This is a genomic window from Mesorhizobium sp. M5C.F.Ca.IN.020.32.2.1, from assembly GCF_004023105.1.
Taxonomy (GTDB): domain Bacteria; phylum Pseudomonadota; class Alphaproteobacteria; order Rhizobiales; family Rhizobiaceae; genus Mesorhizobium; species Mesorhizobium wenxiniae.
Map to the genome: position 1 here is coordinate 1 of NZ_RZSX01000023.1, position 17,013 is coordinate 17,013.

Here is a 17,013-nt window from a genome sequence, read left to right on the forward strand (position 1 = left end):
CTCAGCGCACGACTTGTCTTTAAACGCCGTGCGCTGAGATCCCGGCGGGAAAATCCCTATAGAATTTTTATTTCTTTCCTCTTCGCCACGTCTCGAACCTTTATGGTGTTTCGAGCCATATTCTACCTGAAACACATCTCGGTCACTCTGCCGTTGTGGCGGGGTGCTTCCGTATGATTCGGACCTGCCGTCTGCAGGTGAAGCGAGAATAAAGCGAAGAATAAGGAACACGCGGGATGGACATCATCGTTCTCGGAACAGGGTTTTTGTTTTTTACCCTGTTCTTCGCCTTCATCAAAGCCTGCGACAGTCTTTAGGCTGAAGGATCGCAACATGCTTGTCGACTATATCCTCGGTGGCGCTGTGACCTTGTTCCTTCTCGCCTACCTGACATACGCCCTCGTTCGCCCAGAACGTTTCTAACGGGAACTGGCGAAGGCACGGAAAGCTACACCTATGACTTTCAACGGATGGATACAGATCCTCGTCTATTGCGGGATCGTTTTTTTGCTCGTGAAGCCGCTCGGCGGCTACATGTATCGCGTTTTCAGCGGCGACCGCACATTTCTCTCGCCGATTTTGGGTCCTGTCGAGCGACGCCTTTATCGCATCTCGGGAACCAGCGAGCGTGAGGAGCAGCACTGGACCACCTATGCGGCGGCCCTGCTGTTCTTCAACCTGGCCGGTTTCCTGGTGCTCTACGGCCTGCAGCGGCTGCAAGGCAGCCTGCCTTACAATCCGGCCGGTATGACCGCCGTCGAACCCGGGCTCGCCTTCAACACCGCCGCCAGTTTCATGACCAACACCAACTGGCAGAACTACGGCGGCGAAAGCACAATGTCCTATCTGGTGCAGATGGCCGGCCTCACCGTGCAGAACTTCCTGTCCGCGGCGACCGGCATCGCCATCGCAATCGCGCTGATCCGCGGGTTCACCAAGGCCTCCGGCAAATCGATCGGCAATTTCTGGGTGGATATGACCCGGTGCACCCTTTACCTGCTATTGCCGCTCTGCATCGTGCTGACGCTGGTCTATGTCTATCTCGGCATACCGCAGACGCTCAGCGCCTATCTCGACGCCACAACATTGGAGGGCGCGCAGCAGACGATCGCGGTCGGGCCAGCCGCCTCGCAGATCGCCATCAAGATGCTCGGCACCAATGGCGGCGGCTTCTTTAACGCCAATGCCGCGCATCCTTTCGAAAATCCCAACGCGATCTCGAACCTGATCCAGATGGTTTCGATCTTCGCGATCGGTGCGGCGCTGACCAATGTCTTCGGCCGCATGAACGGCAACCAGCGCCAGGGTTGGGCGATCTTGACCGCGATGGGCCTCCTGTTCATCGCTGGCGTCGCCGTCTGCTACTGGGCTGAGGCGTCAGGCAATCCGCTGGTTCATGCGCTGGGCATCGACGGCGGCAACATGGAAGGCAAGGAAACGCGCTTCGGCATCGCTTTGTCTGCCCTGTTTGCGGTCATCACCACGGCCGCGTCCTGCGGCGCGGTCAACGCGATGCATGACAGCTTCACCGCGCTTGGCGGCATGATCCCGATCATCAACATGCAGCTCGGCGAGGTCATTGTCGGCGGTGTCGGCGCCGGCCTCTACGGCATCCTGATGTACATCGTGATCGCCGTGTTCGTCGCCGGACTGATGGTCGGACGCACGCCCGAATATCTCGGCAAGAAGATCGAGGCCAAGGAGATCAAGATGGCAATGCTGGCCATTCTCTGCCTGCCGCTGGCGATGCTGATCTTCACCGCCATCGCGGTGGTGCTGCCGACAGGCGTCGCTTCGATGGCCAATGCCGGCCCGCACGGCTTCTCCGAGGTTCTCTATGCCTACACCTCGGCTGCCGCCAACAACGGCTCGGCCTTTGGCGGCCTGACCGGCAACACGACCTGGTACAATGTCACGCTCGGAATCGGCATGCTGATGGGCCGCTTCCTGGTCATCATCCCGGCTCTGGCGATCGCCGGTTCGCTGGTCGCCAAGAAAACAGTGCCCGCCTCCGCCGGCACCTTCCCGACCGACGGGCCGCTGTTCGTCGGGCTGCTGGTCGGCGTCATTCTGATCGTCGGCGGCCTCACCTTCTTCCCGGCGCTGGCAGTCGGACCGATCGTCGAGCACCTGGCTGGCATCCAGGGGCAGACATTCTGAAATGGCCCCACTTTGGATCAATGTCATGGCCTGGTTCGAAACCATACGCCGCAAGATTCGATATCGAGCCGATCAGAAGGGGGCAACCCCGCCTCCTTTCCCGACCATGTCTACGTTCTTCGGCATTGCAGCCGTCATGATCGTGATCTGGCTGCTGGCCTCCGGGCATCTTCGTTCGGCATACGATCGATCGGCGCCATTCAACAACATCGATGCTGGAGCCACTAAATGAGCCAGTCCAAATCCGCTGTTATCATGGATGGCCGCGTCCTGCTGCCTGCCATCGACGGGGCTTTCAGGAAACTGAACCCGCGCACCTTGATGCGCAATCCGGTGATGTTCGTCGTCGCTGTAGTCTCGGCGCTCACGTCAGTCCTGTTCGTCAAGGATCTTGTCACTGGTGGCGGCAATCTCGGCTTCTCGCTGCAGATCATCATCTGGCTGTGGTTCACCGTGCTTTTCGCCAACTTCGCCGAAGCGGTCGCCGAAGGCCGAGGCAAGGCGCAGGCCGATTCGCTGCGCAAGGCGCGCACCGAGACCCAGGCCAAGCTGTTGAGCGGCGACGACCGCACCAAGTTCAAGCTGGTGCCCGGCACCAGCTTGAAGGTCGGCGATGTGGTGCTCGTCGAGGCTGGCGACATCATTCCGTCGGACGGCGAGGTGATCGAAGGCGTCGCTTCGGTCAACGAGGCGGCAATCACCGGCGAATCCGCTCCGGTGATCCGTGAATCCGGCGGCGACCGTTCGGCGGTCACCGGCGGCACGCAGGTTCTGTCCGACTGGATCCGCGTGCGCATCACCGCGGCCTCCGGCCATACGTTCCTCGACCGCATGATCTCGCTGGTCGAAGGCGCCGAGCGCCAGAAGACGCCCAACGAGATCGCGCTCAACATCCTGCTCGTCGGCATGACGCTGATCTTCGTGCTGGCGACGGCGACGATCCCGAGTTTCGCCTCCTATTCGGGCGGCTACATTTCGGTCACCGTCCTGGTCGCCCTGTTCGTCACGTTGATCCCGACGACGATCGGGGCGCTGCTTTCGGCCATCGGCATCGCCGGCATGGATCGCCTGGTGCGATTCAACGTGCTGGCGATGTCGGGCCGCGCCGTCGAGGCGGCTGGCGACGTCGACACGCTGCTGCTCGACAAGACCGGCACGATCACGCTCGGCAACCGCCAGGCGACGGCATTCCGCCCGGTCAAGGGCGTCACCGAGCAGGAGCTGGCCGACGCTGCACAGTTGGCCTCGCTTGCCGATGAAACGCCGGAAGGCCGCTCGATCGTCGTGCTGGCGAAGGAGAAATACGCCATCCGTGCCCGCGACATGGCAACACTGCATGCCGCTTTCGTGCCCTTCGCCGCGCAAACCCGCATGAGCGGCGTCGACATCGATGGCTCGTCGGTTCGCAAGGGCGCGGTCGATTCAGTGCTCGCCCACGTCAATCGGTCGACCGTCGCCACGCATGGTACGCGCCCCAGCAGCGACACCGTCCGCGACCTTCAGGCGATCGCCGACGACATCGCCAAATCCGGCGGCACGCCGCTGGCGGTCGAGCGCGACGGACGCCTTCTCGGCGTCGTCCATCTCAAGGACATCGTCAAAGGCGGCATCAGGGAACGCTTCGCCGAACTGCGCAAGATAGGGATCCGCACGGTGATGATCACCGGCGACAATCCCATGACGGCGGCGGCGATCGCGGCGGAGGCCGGCGTCGACGATTTCCTTGCCCAGGCGACCCCCGAGGACAAGCTGAAGCTCATCCGCGACGAACAGGCCAAAGGCAAGCTCGTCGCCATGTGCGGCGACGGCACCAATGATGCGCCCGCCCTTGCGCAGGCCGATGTCGGCGTTGCCATGAACACCGGCACGGTCGCCGCACGCGAAGCCGGCAATATGGTCGACCTCGACAGCGATCCGACCAAGCTGATCGAGATCGTAGAAATCGGCAAGGCGCTGCTGATGACGCGCGGATCGCTGACGACCTTTTCCATCGCCAACGACGTCGCCAAGTATTTTGCCATCATCCCGGCCATATTCGCCGTCTTCTACATCGCGCCGGGGCAAACCGCCGGTCCGTTGCAGGCGCTTAACATCATGCATCTCGCAACGCCGCAGAGCGCCATTCTCTCGGCCATCATCTTCAACGCGCTGATCATCATCGCGCTGATCCCGCTGTCGCTGAGAGGCGTCAAATATCGCGCGATTGGCGCGGGCGCGCTGCTCAGCCGCAACCTTCTTGTCTACGGCCTCGGCGGCATCATTGTCCCCTTCGTCGGCATCAAGGCGATCGATATGGCCATCACCGCGCTTGGCCTCGCATAAGGAATTAAGTCCATGCTCAAGCAAATCAGACCCGCGATCACCATGATCGTTTTCTTCACCATCCTTACCGGCCTGATCTATCCGATCGGCATGACCGGCATCGCCCAAGCCCTGTTCCCGCGCCAGGCCAACGGCAGCCTGATTGAGAAGGACGGCAAGATCGTCGGCTCCGAACTGATCGGCCAGGCCTTTGCCAGCGAGCGCTATTTCCGTGGCCGCCCGTCGGCAGCCGGCGACGGCTACAACGCCGCCGCTTCGAGCGGTTCGAATCTCGGGCCGACCAACCCCAAGCTGATCGACCGCATCAAGAGCGATGCCGACAGGCTGAACGTGGAAAATCCGGACCAGCCGGTGCCGGTGGATCTGGTCACGACTTCAGGCAGCGGCCTCGATCCGCATATCAGCCCCGAAGCCGCCTATTTCCAGGTCGCCAGGGTGGCCAGGGCCAGGGACGTCGATGAAGCCAGGGTCAAGTCCCTTGTCGACAGCCATATTGAGGACCGCGAGCTCGGCTTCATGGGAGAGCCGGTGGTCAATGTGCTGGCGCTCAATCTGGCGCTGGACGAGGCCACAAAGCAATGAATGGTGGGCCGGGGATCGACACCATCCCCGGCGCCATTCATGATCGATTATGATGCCGGACGACAGCCGCAACGAAACCAGACCCTCACCTGACGCGCTGCTTGACCATGCGGAGCGGGAGGCGCGCGGTCGTCTGCGGATATTCCTGGGCGCAGCACCCGGTGTCGGCAAGACTTATGAAATGCTGATGTCGGGCCGTGCAAGATTGGCCGACGGGGTGGACGTGGTGATCGGCGTCGTCGAGACGCACGGGCGGAAAGAAACCCAGGTGTTGGTCGACGGCTATGAGGTGCTTCCCCGTCGCCAGGTCGGCTACAAGGGGCGCATCCTCGAGGAAATGGATCTCGACGCCATCCTTGCCCGGCGTCCAGCGCTGGTCCTCGTCGACGAGCTCGCCCATACCAACGCGCCGGGCAGCCGCCATCCCAAGCGCTATCTCGACGTTCAGGAAATCCTAACGCACAGTATCGACGTCTACACGACGCTCAACATCCAGCATGTCGAAAGCCTGAACGATGTCGTGGCGCAGATCACGCGCGTCAGAGTGCGCGAGACGGTTCCAGACTCCGTCATCGACCAAGCCGACGACATCGAGATCATCGATCTCACTCCCGACGACCTGATCAAGCGGCTCGAGGAGGGCAAGGTTTATATCCCCAGCACCGCCCAGCGCGCCATCGAGAACTATTTCTCGCCGGGCAATTTGACGGCGCTCAGGGAACTGGCGCTCCGCCGCACCGCCCAGCGCGTCGACGAGCAGTTGCTGACCCACATGCAGGCCCACGCCATACCCGGACCCTGGGCGGCGGGGGAAAGGGTTCTCGTCTGCGTCGATGCTCGTCCGGGCGGGGCGGCCCGTGTCCGCTATGCGCGGAGGTTGGCCGACCGGCTCCGCGCCCCCTGGACGGCGCTTCATGTCGATACCCCTCGTTCAGCCGCGATGTCGGAGGAGGACAAGGATCGGCTGGCGACGCTGCTGCGCCTTGCCGAGCAGCTCGGCGCCGAGGTAACGACCATTCCAGGTCAGAACGTTGCGCAGGACATCGTTCGCCATGCGACCGCGAACAACTTCACCCATATCGTGATCGGCAGGCCGACCCGATCGCGCTGGCGGGAATTGATCGAAGGCTCGCTCACTTATGATCTCATCCGTAATGCCGGCGACATCAGCGTCCATGTCATTTCGGGAAACGAACGCAACGCCGAGGCGACGTCGAGGACCGTCAGGGCGGCGGACGAGCAGTGGCAATTCGAGATCTGGCCCTATCTCAAGGCCACGGCCTATGTTGTTGGCTCGCTCGCCTTCGCCCTCCTTCTCCACCAGTTTCTCGATGTCCGCAATCTGGCGATCATCTTTCTCATCGGGGTCCTGACGTCGGCGGTGACCGGCGGTCTCTGGCCGGCCTTGTATGCCTGCCTCATCAGCGCCATTGCCTTCAACTATTTCTTCCTGGAACCACGCTACACACTGACGATCCACGATCCGGAGAGCATCGTTGCGCTGGCTGTCTTCCTGGTTGTTGCGGTCATTGCCAGCAATCTGACGGCGCGTGTGCAGCGGCAGGCGGTCGCCGCCCGATCACGGGCACGCGCCACGGAAGATATGTATCTCTTCTCAAAGAAGCTCGCCGGCGCCGGCACGCTGGACGACGTACTGTGGGCCACAGCCTTCCAGATTGCCTCGATGCTGAAGCTGCGCGTGGTGCTGCTTTTGCCGGAGAATGGTTCGATCACCGTCAAGGCCGGCTATCCGCCTGACGACACGCTGGCCGAGGCAGACATCGCAGCCGCCCGTTGGGCCTGGGAGCACGATCGCGCTGCGGGCCGTGGCGCCGATACGCTTCCCGGGGCAAAACGCCTATATCTTCCGCTGCGGACCGGGCGCACCGCTGTCGGCGTCGTCGGCCTCGACAACGACAAGCAAGGCCCGCTGCTGACTCCCGAACAGAAGCGCCTCCTCGACGCCCTCGCCGATCAGGCGGCAGTCGCCATCGAACGCATCCAGCTTGTTGCCGACGTCGACCGGGCCAAGCTCGAGGCCGAGGCGGACCGCCTGCGCTCGGCGCTGCTGACCTCGATTTCCCATGATCTGAAAACTCCGCTGGCCGCCATCATGGGCGCCGCCGGTACCTTGCGGGAATTTGCGCCGGCGCTTCCCGAAGCGGACCGGGCGGACCTGCTGTCGACCGTGCTCGACGAATCGGAACGGCTGAACCGCTTCATCGCCAATTTGCTCGACATGACCAAGATCGAATCCGGTGCGATGGAGCCGAACTACGCATTCCACTATGTCGGCGATATTGTCGGCACCGCCTTGCATCGAGCCAGAAAAATCATCGGCGAACACAAGACCGAAATGGACATTCCCACGGATTTGCCGATGTTGAGGGTCGATCCCGTCCTGTTCGAGCAGGCGCTGTTCAACCTCCTCGACAATGCCGCTAAATACGCGCCGCCAGCTTCGACGATCCGCCTGCAGGGCTGGGCCGACAATGGTTCCGTCATCGTGCAGATCATGGACGAGGGGCCAGGCATTCCGCCAGCGGACCTGGAGCGCATTTTCGACACGTTCCACCGGGTGCGCAAGGGCGATCAGGTCCGTGCCGGCACCGGGCTCGGGCTCTCGATCTGCCGCGGCTTCATCGAGGCGATGGGCGGCACGATTTCGGCGGTCAACAGGACCGATCGCTCGGGTGCGGTTTTCACCATCAGGATGCCGGTACCGGCAGACCAACATGTGAACGAACCCGACATGGATGACCTGCCATGACGAACCTGGACGTCAGGATATTGGTCGTCGATGACGAACCGCCGATCCGCAAGCTGCTCCGCGTCGGCCTTGGCAGCCAGGGCTATGCAATCAGCGAGGCGCCGAACGCCAAGGCGGCGATCGAACTCATGGAGACGGAAAGGCCGGACCTGATCCTGCTCGATCTCGGCCTGCCCGGCATGGGCGGCCACGAATTGCTGCGCAAATGGCGGGATGACGGCATGGATGTTCCCGTGGTCATCCTCTCCAGCCGCACCGACGAGACCGGCATCGTCTCGGCACTTGAGCTCGGCGCCGACGACTATGTCATCAAGCCGTTCGGCATGAACGAGCTTGTCGCGCGCGTCCGCGTGGCGCTCCGCCACAAGTTCCAGCAGCAGGGTGAGAAGCCGGTCTTCCACACCGGCGATCTCACGGTCGATCTGGTGAAGCGCATCGTCACGATCGAGGGCAGGGAGATAAAGCTCTCGCCGAAGGAGTACGACATCCTGCGCATCCTCGTGCAGCACGCCGGCAAGGTTCTCACCCACCAGTTTCTTTTGAGGCAGGTCTGGGGCGATTCGACCGACGTGCAGTATCTCAGGGTCTATGTGCGGCAGCTCAGGCAAAAGATCGAGAAAACGCCCGACCAGCCGCGTTACATCACCACCGAAACCGGCGTCGGATATCGTCTGCGCGAAGTGGATTGAATATAATCCTGGTGGACAACGCTCAATCGGCCGAGAGTTCCGCGGTTCGAGAAAGCGCGCCGCTGGAGCCGGCCAATAAGATGGGAAAGCTGATCGGCTAGCCTGTATCGAGCGCGACCGCATTAATTCTCAAAAATGGTGGCGGCCTTGAGCAGCGGCGTGATTTTCGCGTTGAATGCCACGGGCACCAGGCAACCGGCGGCCTGACAAGTGCTGAGCTGCAGGATGCCCTCAAATTCTTGTCGCCGATCTCGAGATTTATCCCCTTGCCCGGCACGCATGGGTCGGCCGGCTTTTGATTTCCGGTAACTCAACCCGCCAATTCCGCCCCGCGAGGCTTTAGCCATGGCATCACCGGGCAAATGCCCTATATGATTGGAGGCTCCAGTTTGGTGCGGGAATGAATGGATGTCGCCCCTTCGCCCATCGACGATCTTCATGTCGGCAATGCTGGCAACAGCGATGCTGTCGGACGCGGCTGTCTCCGCGCAGATCGTCACTCCCGCCAACCGCAACGCGCTGGTCCTGCAAAACGAATTGCAGATGCTGGAGAACAGGCTGCGGCGGCAGCGATACCAGCAGCAGCAACAGCAGTTCCGTGCCCAGGATCGCGAGGTCGCGCCGCAACGGCCTGATATTCAGCAGATGAGGCCTACGTGCCAGTTGCGGCGGTCGGGCAGCCGCTTTATCAGCACCTGCCGCTGATGAGCCGACGCTTTTCATTTATTTAGCCGGCTTATAGCCTTGAATACCGCTCCACTTGAAGTAGCATCAAAGGCGGTTTTGATTTTCGCAACGTGCCTTTGTGCTTGGGCACTGCCCTGATTGGATCTCGGGAATGGCAGCCACCAAGAAGAAGGTTGTACGCAAGGCGAGGAAGGGCGAGCGGATCCGTCAGGTCGCGGCGATTCCTTTTCGGCTGAGCGAGCATGGCAACGTCGAGGTGATGCTGGTCACCTCGATATCGACAATGCGCTTTATCGTGCCCAAGGGCTGGCCGATGAAGGGCAAGAGTGGGCGCAAGGCAGCCACCATCGAAGCGCAGGAGGAAGCCGGCGTCCTCGGCAAGACGCTGAAGCAGCCGGCCGGCACCTATTCCTACTGGAAGCGGCTGACAAACCGCTTCGTCCGCGTCGACGTCATCGTCTACCTGCTGGCGGTGACGGAGGAGCTGGCCAATTGGCAGGAAGCCAAAAGGCGGCATCGAGCATGGCTGACGCTGACAGACGCAGCAGCGCTTATCGACGAGCCCGATCTTTCAACGCTGCTGAAGAACTTGAAAGTTCCCCATCCAGCGCCCGCTGGCGAAGCTGAACCAAGGCCTCATTTGGAGTCGCCATCTCCCTGAGTAAAAGGCCGCACCGGCGTGCCGGTATAGGCCCACAGCCATTCGCGCGGCAGTGGTCCCTTGTTGCGGTCGCTCTGTTGCGACTGTTCCCACGCATGCGCCAATATGCCGACCGAGCGCGAGAGCACGAAAAGGCCGCGTGTCAGCGGCGGCGGAAAGCCGAGCTCGCCATAGATGACGGCAGTGGCGCCGTCGATGTTGAGCGGGATCTTCTTGCCCTTGCGCCGCGTGACATCGGCCTCAACAGCCTCGGCGATATCGGCGAAACGTCCACTGATGATGCCGCGCGCGGCAAAATCGCGGGTCAGCTCGATGAGGCGCGGCGCCCGCGGATCGACCGGGTGGAAGCGGTGCCCGAGCCCCGGCACATAGGATTTTTCCTCGGCGAAGATACGATCGAGCCGCGCCGCGACGGCATCGGCAAGCGTCACTCCTGCGTCCAGTGCCGCGGCGATGTCGCCGTAGAAGGCCAGCGCCTGCTCGCCAGCGCCGCCATGCACGTCGCCAAGCACATTTATGGCTGAGGCCATGGCGCTGTTGATGCCGACGCCGCAGGTAGCCGCCATGCGGGCAATGGCGATTGACGGCGCCTGCGGCCCGTGGTCGACGGCGGCACCGAGCGCGATGCCGAGCAGCGCCGCCTGCTCCTTACCAGGCAGTTCGCCGCGCAGCATCAGCCAGATCATCGCCGGAAAGCTGACGCGGCCGATCAGGTCCTGGATCTCATAGCCGCGCAGCCGGATCACGCCAGGGCGCATTTCGATGATATCGGTCTGCCACCATTCCTCGCCGCGCTCGCGGCCGGTTTTTTTCCCAACGTTGCTCATGTCCTCGCGTCGCTCATCCCTGCGCCCTTTTCTTGACGCGCGGCGGCAGACCGGCAAACACCTCGTCCATATGCTCGCCCAGCGCCGGCGGCGGCTTGGTCGGCAAGGGTGCCGCACCATCGACCATGAACCCGCCGCGCACGACAGTCAGCGGCCGGTCGATATTCGGCATGCCATCGAAACGGGTGGTCATCTCGCGCTCGATCACTTGCTGCTCGGCCAGCACTTGCGGGATCGTCAGCACCCTGCCCGCCGGCACGCCTGCGCGATTGAGCGTCTCCTCCCAGGCTGCGGCCGAGCTGTTCGCCAGGGCATCCTCGATCAGTGCCTTCAGGGCGATGCGGTTGCGCTTGCGCGTCTCGCGCTCGGCAAAGCGCGGGTCTGACGCCAGCTCCGGCAGCCCGACCAGCCGGCAGAGCGCCACGAACTGCTCCTGTTTGTTGGCGGCGATGTTGAGCAGACCGTCGCCGGTGCGAAATGTCCCGGAAGGTGCAGCCGTCATGTTCTCATTTCCCATCGGCTGCGGCTCGACGTCAGCCGTCAGGTAGTTGGAGACCGGCCAGCCCAGCGCGGAAAGCGTGCATTCGAGCATCGACACGTCGAGGAAGGCGCCCTCGCCTGTCGTCTTCTGCTTCACGAGTGCCGCGGCGATGGCGAACGCCCCGACCAGCCCGCCCAGCGTGTCGGCGACCGGATAACCGACACGCAGCGGCGCGGTCTCCGGTGTGCCGGTGATGCTCATGATGCCTGAAAGGCCCTGGATGATCTGGTCGTAGGCAGGATTGTCGCGCATCGGCCCGGTCTGGCCGAAGCCCGAAATCGCGCAATAGATAAGGCTGGGGCGGACCTCCTTCAGCCTCGCAAAGCCAAGCCCCAGCCGGTCCATCACGCCCGGGCGGAAATTCTCGACCAGCGCGTCGGCGGAGGCGACCAGATCGAGAAAGCGTTCGCGACCGGCCTCTTGCTTGAGATCGAGCACCACCGATCGTTTGCCGGCGTTCTGCGCCAGGAACGAAGCGCCCATTCCGGCACTGTTGAGTTCCGGCGAGCCGCCGAGCTGGCGCGCCAGGTCGCCGCCTTGCGGCGCCTCGACCTTGATCACGTCACCCCCGAGCAGCGCCAGCTGATAGGCGCAGTAAGGGCCAGCCAGAACATTGGTCAGGTCGAGGACGCGGATACCGGACAGCAGATCGGTCATGATCTCACAAACAGATCAGGCATCGCCCGGCACATGCTCGGGTCCTCGCGTGCGCCTGTGCTCGATGTAGGCCCAGATATGCGGCCCGATCAGCCCGATGAACGCCAACGTCAGCAGCGTCAGCGACAGCGGATGCGTATAGAACACCGACCAGTCGCCGTTCGAGATGGTCATTGCCCGGCGGAACTGGGTCTCGGCGAGTGGCCACAGGATCATGCCGATGATGACCGGCGCCGTCGGAAAATCGAAGCGCCGCATCAGGAATCCGGCCCCGCCGAGCAGATAGAGGATGACGAGGTCGGTCGGCGACTGCGAAATACCGTAGGTGCCGACCGTGGCGAACACCAGGATGCCGGCATAGAGCTGCGGCGCCGGGATTTTCAGCAGCCGCACCCACAACCCGATCAGCGGCAGGTTGAGGATCACGAGAATGACATTGGCGATGAACAGGCTGGCGATCAGCCCCCAGACCAGATTGGCCTGCGTCATGAACAGCATCGGCCCGGGGTTGATGCCATAGCTCTGGAAGGCCGACAGCATGATCGCGGCCGTCGCCGAAGTCGGCAGGCCGAGCGTCAGCATCGGCACCAGCACGCCGGCGGCCGATGCATTGTTGGCGGCTTCCGGCCCGGCAACGCCTTCGATGGCGCCGGTCGTGCCGAACTCCTCCTTGTGTTTGGAGAGCTTCTTCTCGATAGCATAGGACAGGAAGGTCGGGATCTCGGCGCCGCCGGCCGGCAGGGCGCCGATCGGGAAGCCGAGCAAGGCGCCGCGCAGCCAAGCCTTCCACGAGCGTGCCCATTCGACCGCCGTCATGTAGAGCGAGCCCTTCAGCGGCACGATCTCGTCCTTGCCGGCATAGCGGCGCGAGGCCATGTAGAACGTCTCGCCGACCGCAAAGAGGCCGACGGCGACGACGATCACGTCGACGCCGTCGAGCAGTTGGCTCATGCCGAAGGTGAAACGCGGCTGCCCGGTCTGCAGGTCGACGCCGATCATGCCGATGACGAAGCCGATGAACAGGCTGGTCAGGCCGCGTACCGACGACGAGCCGAGCACCGCCGAAACCGTGATGAATGCCAGCACCATCAGCGAAAAATATTCGGCCGGGCCGAAAGACAGCGCGAATTTGACCACGACCGGGGCAAGGAAAGCGACACCCAGCGTGCCGAGTGTGCCGGCGACGAACGAGCCGATCGCCGAAGTGGCGAGTGCCGCGCCGCCGCGGCCGGAACGGGCCATCCTGTTGCCTTCCAGCGCAGTGACGATGGTTGCACTTTCGCCCGGCGTGTTGAGCAGGATCGATGTCGTCGAACCGCCATACATGGCGCCGTAATAGATGCCGGCAAACAGGATGAAGGACGCTTCCGGCGCCACCTGATAGGTGATCGGCAAAAGCAGCGCGATGGTCAGCGCCGGTCCGAGGCCGGGCAGCACGCCGATCGCGGTCCCCAGTGTCGTGCCGAGCAGGCACCACATGAGATTGACCGGCGTAAAAGCGACCGAAAATCCGTGCGCGAGATGGCTGAGCGTTTCCATGGCTTCAGCCTCTCAACATACCGATAATCGAATCGAGACCGGTGTTCAGCTGGTTCTCGATGAAGCCGGCGCCGATATTGACGCCGAGCGCCCTGGCGAAGCCGAAATAGGCGGCAAGCGCCAGGATCAGGCCGAGCAGCACGTCACGCAGCGGATGTCTGCTGCCAAACCCGTGGCAGATGAGAACGAACATGATCACCGAGGCTGCGGTGAAGCCAAGCGGCTGGATCAGAACAAGGTTCGCGACCAGTCCGACGGCGACGATGCCCATCGCCTTCCAGTCGGTCGGCGTTTCCTTTTCTTCTTCCGGCTGCCAGCCGCCCCGCAGGGCGGCGACGATCAGCAGGAGGGATAGGATCGTCATGCCGATCATGGTGATGTAGGGGAAGACGGTCGGGCCGACCTTGGAGTAGAGCGGCGACACCGGAATCGACAGCGTCTGCCAGGCTACTGCGCCGGCGCAGGCGAGAAGCCCGATGCCGATCAGCAATTCGGGCACGGCAAGGCGCGGCCGCGCCGCCTGCTGGTCGCTGGTGCTCATGATCGTCCTCCCTGGATAGGCCGGTCTCCCACAGCCGACCTCACCGCAGTTTCACTCGCGCCGGATCGTATGTCCATGCGGCTGGCGAAGATCGGAAAGGGGCAGTGCAGACCGCCCCTTTCCGAGGACATCAGGCAAGGCCGAGGTCCTTGAGGATGGCTGCGATCCGGGCCGTGTCTTCGGCGAGAAATTTGGCATAGTCGTCGCCGGTGAGCAGGATTTGTGTCCAGTTGCGGTTTTTGCATTCGGTGGCCCAGGCATCGCTTTTGGCCATGGTCTCGACCAGCGTGATCATTGCCGCCTTGTCGGCGTCGGAAACGCCCGGCGGTGCGAAGACGCCGCGCCAGTTGAACAATTCGACATCGATGCCGGCTTCCTTCAGCGTCGGTGCGTCGATGCCTTCCTGGCGCTTGTCCGCAGAAATGGCAAGCAGCCGAAGCGCGCCTGCCTTGACCTGTTCGGAGAACTCGCCATAGCCGGAGATGCCGGCCGCGACCTGGTTGCCGAGAAGCGCCGACAGTGCCTCGCCGCCGCCGGCGAACGGCACGTAGGAGAGATTGGCCGCCGGAACACCGGCCGTCTTCGCGATAAGGCCGAACAATATGTGGTCCGAGCCGCCGGCCGAACCGCCAGCCACCGGAACCTTGGTCGGATCGGCCTTGAGGGCGGCGACGAAATCTGCTGCTGTCTTGAACGGCGAGGCCGCCGGCACCACAAGCGCCTCGAATTCGCCGGTGAGGCGGGCGATCGGCGTGACTTCGGTGAGATTGTTGGCCGATTTGTTGGCGATAATGGCGCCAACCATGACCATGCCGGCGACCATCAGCGAATTGCCCTTGCCGTTCCACTGGCTGATGAATTGCGGCAGGCCGACCGTGCCGCCGGCGCCGCCGACATTGGTGATCTGCGAACCGGAGATCAGCTTCTCACTGCGCAGCACCTGGTCCATCGTCCGCGCCGTCTGATCCCAGCCGCCGCCGGGCGCTGCCGGCACGAAGATCTGGAGCTGCGGCGCATCCTGCGCAAAAGCGGGCGAGAGATGTAACGCTGCGAAACCGGCGGCGCCGGCAGCGGCGGTGCTCATTAAAAATCTGCGTCTGTTCAGCATGGGATTCCTCCAATCACGACACCTCCTCTGGTGCCTGCCAGCACCGTAGCCTGAATCCAGACCCGCTCGACAAAAATTCATGCAGCCTTTGTCTTGTTCTGTCAACAGGAACGGCATTCTACTGGACAGAACTGTCTGCACGCGGCATAGTTGCTCCGATCGGCCCTTCTGTCCAACCGGGAACGGAACGACGTGATCAAGCAGATGACCGTAACACAATCCAAGCCTGCGTCGACCAACGGTGTTGCCGCGCTAGACCGTGCGATCGCCATCCTCGATGCTTTCGCTACCGCCGACCGGTCGCTCAGCCTGGCCGAAATCGCGGCGCGAACCGGCCTCTACAAGAGCACGATCCTGAGGCTGGCGAACTCATTATTGCGCGGACAGCTGCTGGAGCGTCTCGACGACGGCCGCTACCGTATCGGCCCTGCCACCTTCCGGCTGGGTGCCCTATACCAGCGTTCGGTCGTGGCGATCGACATCCTGCTGCCGATCATGCGCGATCTGGCCGAGCGAAGCTGGGAAAGCGTCGCTTTCTATGTCCGCTCGGGCGACGTGCGCACCTGCCTCTATCGTGTCGAGTCCAAGCATCCCATCCGCTACACCATACGGGAAGGTGACGTGCTGCCCCTGCTGGCCGGTACGGGCGGCCGCGTCCTTGCGGCGTTTTCCGGTCAGCAGGGCGAGCCTTACGAGACGATCCGCAAAACCTACCATTGTTTGTCGGTCGGCGATCGCGACCCCGAGACGGCGGGCGTTTCGGCACCAGTGTTCGGGCCGGGGCACACCTTGATCGGTGCGTTGACGCTGTCAGGCCCGAGCACGCGCGTCGACGAGGCTTTTCTTCAGCGCATGAAAAATCCGCTGATCGAGGCGGCCGCGCGCGCCACCCGCGCTTTCGGCGAAGACGCCTCGATGCTCGAACAGGCGGCCATAAAAGCCTAAGCGGAAGGCCGGTGCTGAAGCGGCAGGCCTAGAAAGCCTCGATTCGGCCCGATCAGAACCACAGGATGACAGACCGCAACCCTCAAGGCTGCCGTTCCAGCAGGATCGTCGCATCGTCGTGATAGGTGGTCCGCAACACTTCGCTGTAGCCGCATTTGGCCGCGACGCTCAGCGAAGCGGTGTTTTCCGGATCGATGATGCAGACAGTCCTTGCGCGCCCGAATGCCTCGTCGCCCCAGGCGAGAACCCGTCCGACGACTTCGCTGGCGAAGCCTTGGCCGTGGGCGCTCGGGACCAGCGCCCAACCAGCTTCCGGAACGCCTTCGATCGACGGCACGATGTTGCGCTTCAGATCGTGAAAGCCGGCTTCGCCAATGAAGCGGCCGGTCGCCTTGTCCTCGATCGCCCAAAAGCCATAGCCCAGCAGCGACCACAGGCCGGCATGACGCAGGAAGCGCATCCAGCTTTCCTCGCGCGTGCGCGGCTTGCCGCCGATGAAGCGGGTGACGGCCGGATCGGCCCACATCGCGACATAGGCATCAAAATCATCGAGGTGGTGCGGCCGCAGCACGGTGCGCCGCGTTTCGATGACGGGAGCGACGAGCGCCTGTGGATTACCCATGTGTCATCCCTCGGTTGCATTTTGCCTGTGTGCTTAGATGCATGTCGCCCAGTGCTCGGCGGTTTGGGGGACAGCGATATGCGACAGAGATCCAAATTGCCTGCACCAGACAAGAGCCAAAGCCTGTGCAGATCATCTTCCAGTCCAATGTGAATCCTGCCCAGCGGTGCTACTTTTACCAGCAGCTGATTCAGCGTCCGCTGTACCGTCCGACGGAGGGAAAAGGGCATGGATACCACCGATCTTCTGCTTGCCATCTTTCATCATCTGCTGGTGTTTTCGCTGGCGGGCATCATCGGCCCCGAATTTGTCCTGATCCGCGGCGATCTGCCCGCCGCGACGCTCCGGCGGCTTGTCGGCAT

At 62.8% G+C, this 17,013-nt stretch carries 17 protein-coding genes; 10 read left to right on the plus strand and 7 right to left on the minus strand.

Annotation, left to right across the window (positions count from 1 at the left end; translation table 11 throughout):
• Window positions 1–333 precede the first annotated feature (333 nt).
• From EOA86_RS02175 to EOA86_RS02205, 7 genes are read left to right on the plus strand one after another with little or no spacing between them, the layout of a single operon-like run.
• Window positions 334–423, plus strand: a complete 90-nt coding sequence (locus tag EOA86_RS02175) for a K(+)-transporting ATPase subunit F (RefSeq protein ID WP_036266998.1) — start codon at window positions 334–336, stop codon at window positions 421–423.
• 33 nt (window positions 424–456) lie between these two features.
• The gene (gene kdpA, locus EOA86_RS02180; RefSeq protein ID WP_128340574.1) at window positions 457–2,160 is read left to right on the plus strand and encodes a potassium-transporting ATPase subunit KdpA; all 1,704 of its coding nucleotides are present in this window, start codon (window positions 457–459) and stop codon (window positions 2,158–2,160) included.
• 25 nt (window positions 2,161–2,185) lie between these two features.
• Window positions 2,186–2,392 (plus strand): hypothetical protein, encoded by a 207-nt coding sequence (locus EOA86_RS02185; RefSeq protein ID WP_128340575.1) that lies wholly within the window; start codon window positions 2,186–2,188, stop codon window positions 2,390–2,392.
• Window positions 2,389–4,482: a potassium-transporting ATPase subunit KdpB gene (gene kdpB, locus EOA86_RS02190; protein ID WP_128340576.1), complete on the plus strand. Its 2,094-nt coding sequence runs from the start codon at window positions 2,389–2,391 to the stop codon at window positions 4,480–4,482. The genes EOA86_RS02185 and kdpB overlap by 4 nt, the downstream gene beginning before the upstream one ends.
• A gap of 12 nt (window positions 4,483–4,494) precedes the next feature.
• The gene (gene kdpC / locus EOA86_RS02195; RefSeq protein WP_095520231.1) at window positions 4,495–5,064 is read left to right on the plus strand and encodes a potassium-transporting ATPase subunit KdpC; all 570 of its coding nucleotides are present in this window, start codon (window positions 4,495–4,497) and stop codon (window positions 5,062–5,064) included.
• Window positions 5,065–5,116: 52 nt separating this feature from the next.
• On the plus strand, window positions 5,117–7,834 hold the full coding sequence (locus EOA86_RS02200) for a sensor histidine kinase KdpD (RefSeq protein ID WP_128340584.1): 2,718 nt from the start codon (window positions 5,117–5,119) through the stop codon (window positions 7,832–7,834).
• Window positions 7,831–8,523: a response regulator transcription factor gene (locus tag EOA86_RS02205; protein ID WP_128340577.1), complete on the plus strand. Its 693-nt coding sequence runs from the start codon at window positions 7,831–7,833 to the stop codon at window positions 8,521–8,523. The genes EOA86_RS02200 and EOA86_RS02205 overlap by 4 nt, the downstream gene beginning before the upstream one ends.
• 122 nt (window positions 8,524–8,645) lie before the next feature.
• Here the strand turns inward: EOA86_RS02205 and EOA86_RS39880 are convergent, their stop codons facing one another.
• Window positions 8,646–8,963, minus strand: coding sequence for a hypothetical protein (locus EOA86_RS39880; protein ID WP_245497085.1), 318 nt, complete (start codon window positions 8,961–8,963; stop codon window positions 8,646–8,648).
• On the opposite strand from EOA86_RS39880, the gene EOA86_RS02215 reads away from it, so the two are divergent.
• Both EOA86_RS02215 and EOA86_RS02220 read left to right on the plus strand, forming a co-directional pair.
• A complete protein-coding gene (locus tag EOA86_RS02215; RefSeq protein ID WP_245497086.1) occupies window positions 8,962–9,228 on the plus strand; it encodes a hypothetical protein in 267 nt (88 codons plus the stop codon). The two genes, EOA86_RS39880 and EOA86_RS02215, sit on opposite strands and share 2 nt — an antisense overlap.
• A 133-nt stretch (window positions 9,229–9,361) precedes the next feature.
• A complete protein-coding gene (locus EOA86_RS02220) occupies window positions 9,362–9,871 on the plus strand; it encodes an NUDIX hydrolase (RefSeq protein ID WP_128340579.1) in 510 nt (169 codons plus the stop codon).
• On the opposite strand, the gene EOA86_RS02225 is transcribed toward EOA86_RS02220, so the two are convergent.
• The 5 genes from EOA86_RS02225 to EOA86_RS02245 form a co-directional block, all read right to left on the minus strand.
• Entirely contained in the window at window positions 9,847–10,698 is an 852-nt protein-coding gene (locus tag EOA86_RS02225) for a citryl-CoA lyase (RefSeq protein ID WP_029348141.1), read from the minus strand. The genes EOA86_RS02220 and EOA86_RS02225 overlap by 25 nt on opposite strands.
• A gap of 13 nt (window positions 10,699–10,711) precedes the next feature.
• Window positions 10,712–11,896 carry a CoA transferase gene (locus EOA86_RS02230; protein ID WP_128340580.1) on the minus strand — a complete coding sequence of 395 codons (1,185 nt, stop codon included), beginning with the start codon at window positions 11,894–11,896 and terminating at the stop codon, window positions 10,712–10,714.
• A gap of 15 nt (window positions 11,897–11,911) precedes the next feature.
• Window positions 11,912–13,435, minus strand: coding sequence for a tripartite tricarboxylate transporter permease (locus EOA86_RS02235; protein WP_128340581.1), 1,524 nt, complete (start codon window positions 13,433–13,435; stop codon window positions 11,912–11,914).
• Between the two features lie 4 nt (window positions 13,436–13,439).
• Window positions 13,440–13,976, minus strand: a complete 537-nt coding sequence (locus EOA86_RS02240; RefSeq protein ID WP_128340582.1) for a tripartite tricarboxylate transporter TctB family protein — start codon at window positions 13,974–13,976, stop codon at window positions 13,440–13,442.
• A gap of 130 nt (window positions 13,977–14,106) precedes the next feature.
• Window positions 14,107–15,084 (minus strand): tripartite tricarboxylate transporter substrate-binding protein, encoded by a 978-nt coding sequence (locus tag EOA86_RS02245; RefSeq protein WP_127208653.1) that lies wholly within the window; start codon window positions 15,082–15,084, stop codon window positions 14,107–14,109.
• Window positions 15,085–15,288: 204 nt separating this feature from the next.
• On the opposite strand from EOA86_RS02245, the gene EOA86_RS02250 reads away from it, so the two are divergent.
• Window positions 15,289–16,029 (plus strand): IclR family transcriptional regulator, encoded by a 741-nt coding sequence (locus tag EOA86_RS02250; protein WP_128340585.1) that lies wholly within the window; start codon window positions 15,289–15,291, stop codon window positions 16,027–16,029.
• 82 nt (window positions 16,030–16,111) lie between these two features.
• Here EOA86_RS02250 and EOA86_RS02255 read toward each other — a convergent pair whose 3' ends face one another.
• Window positions 16,112–16,651, minus strand: coding sequence for a GNAT family N-acetyltransferase (locus tag EOA86_RS02255; protein ID WP_128340583.1), 540 nt, complete (start codon window positions 16,649–16,651; stop codon window positions 16,112–16,114).
• Window positions 16,652–17,013 lie beyond the last annotated feature (362 nt).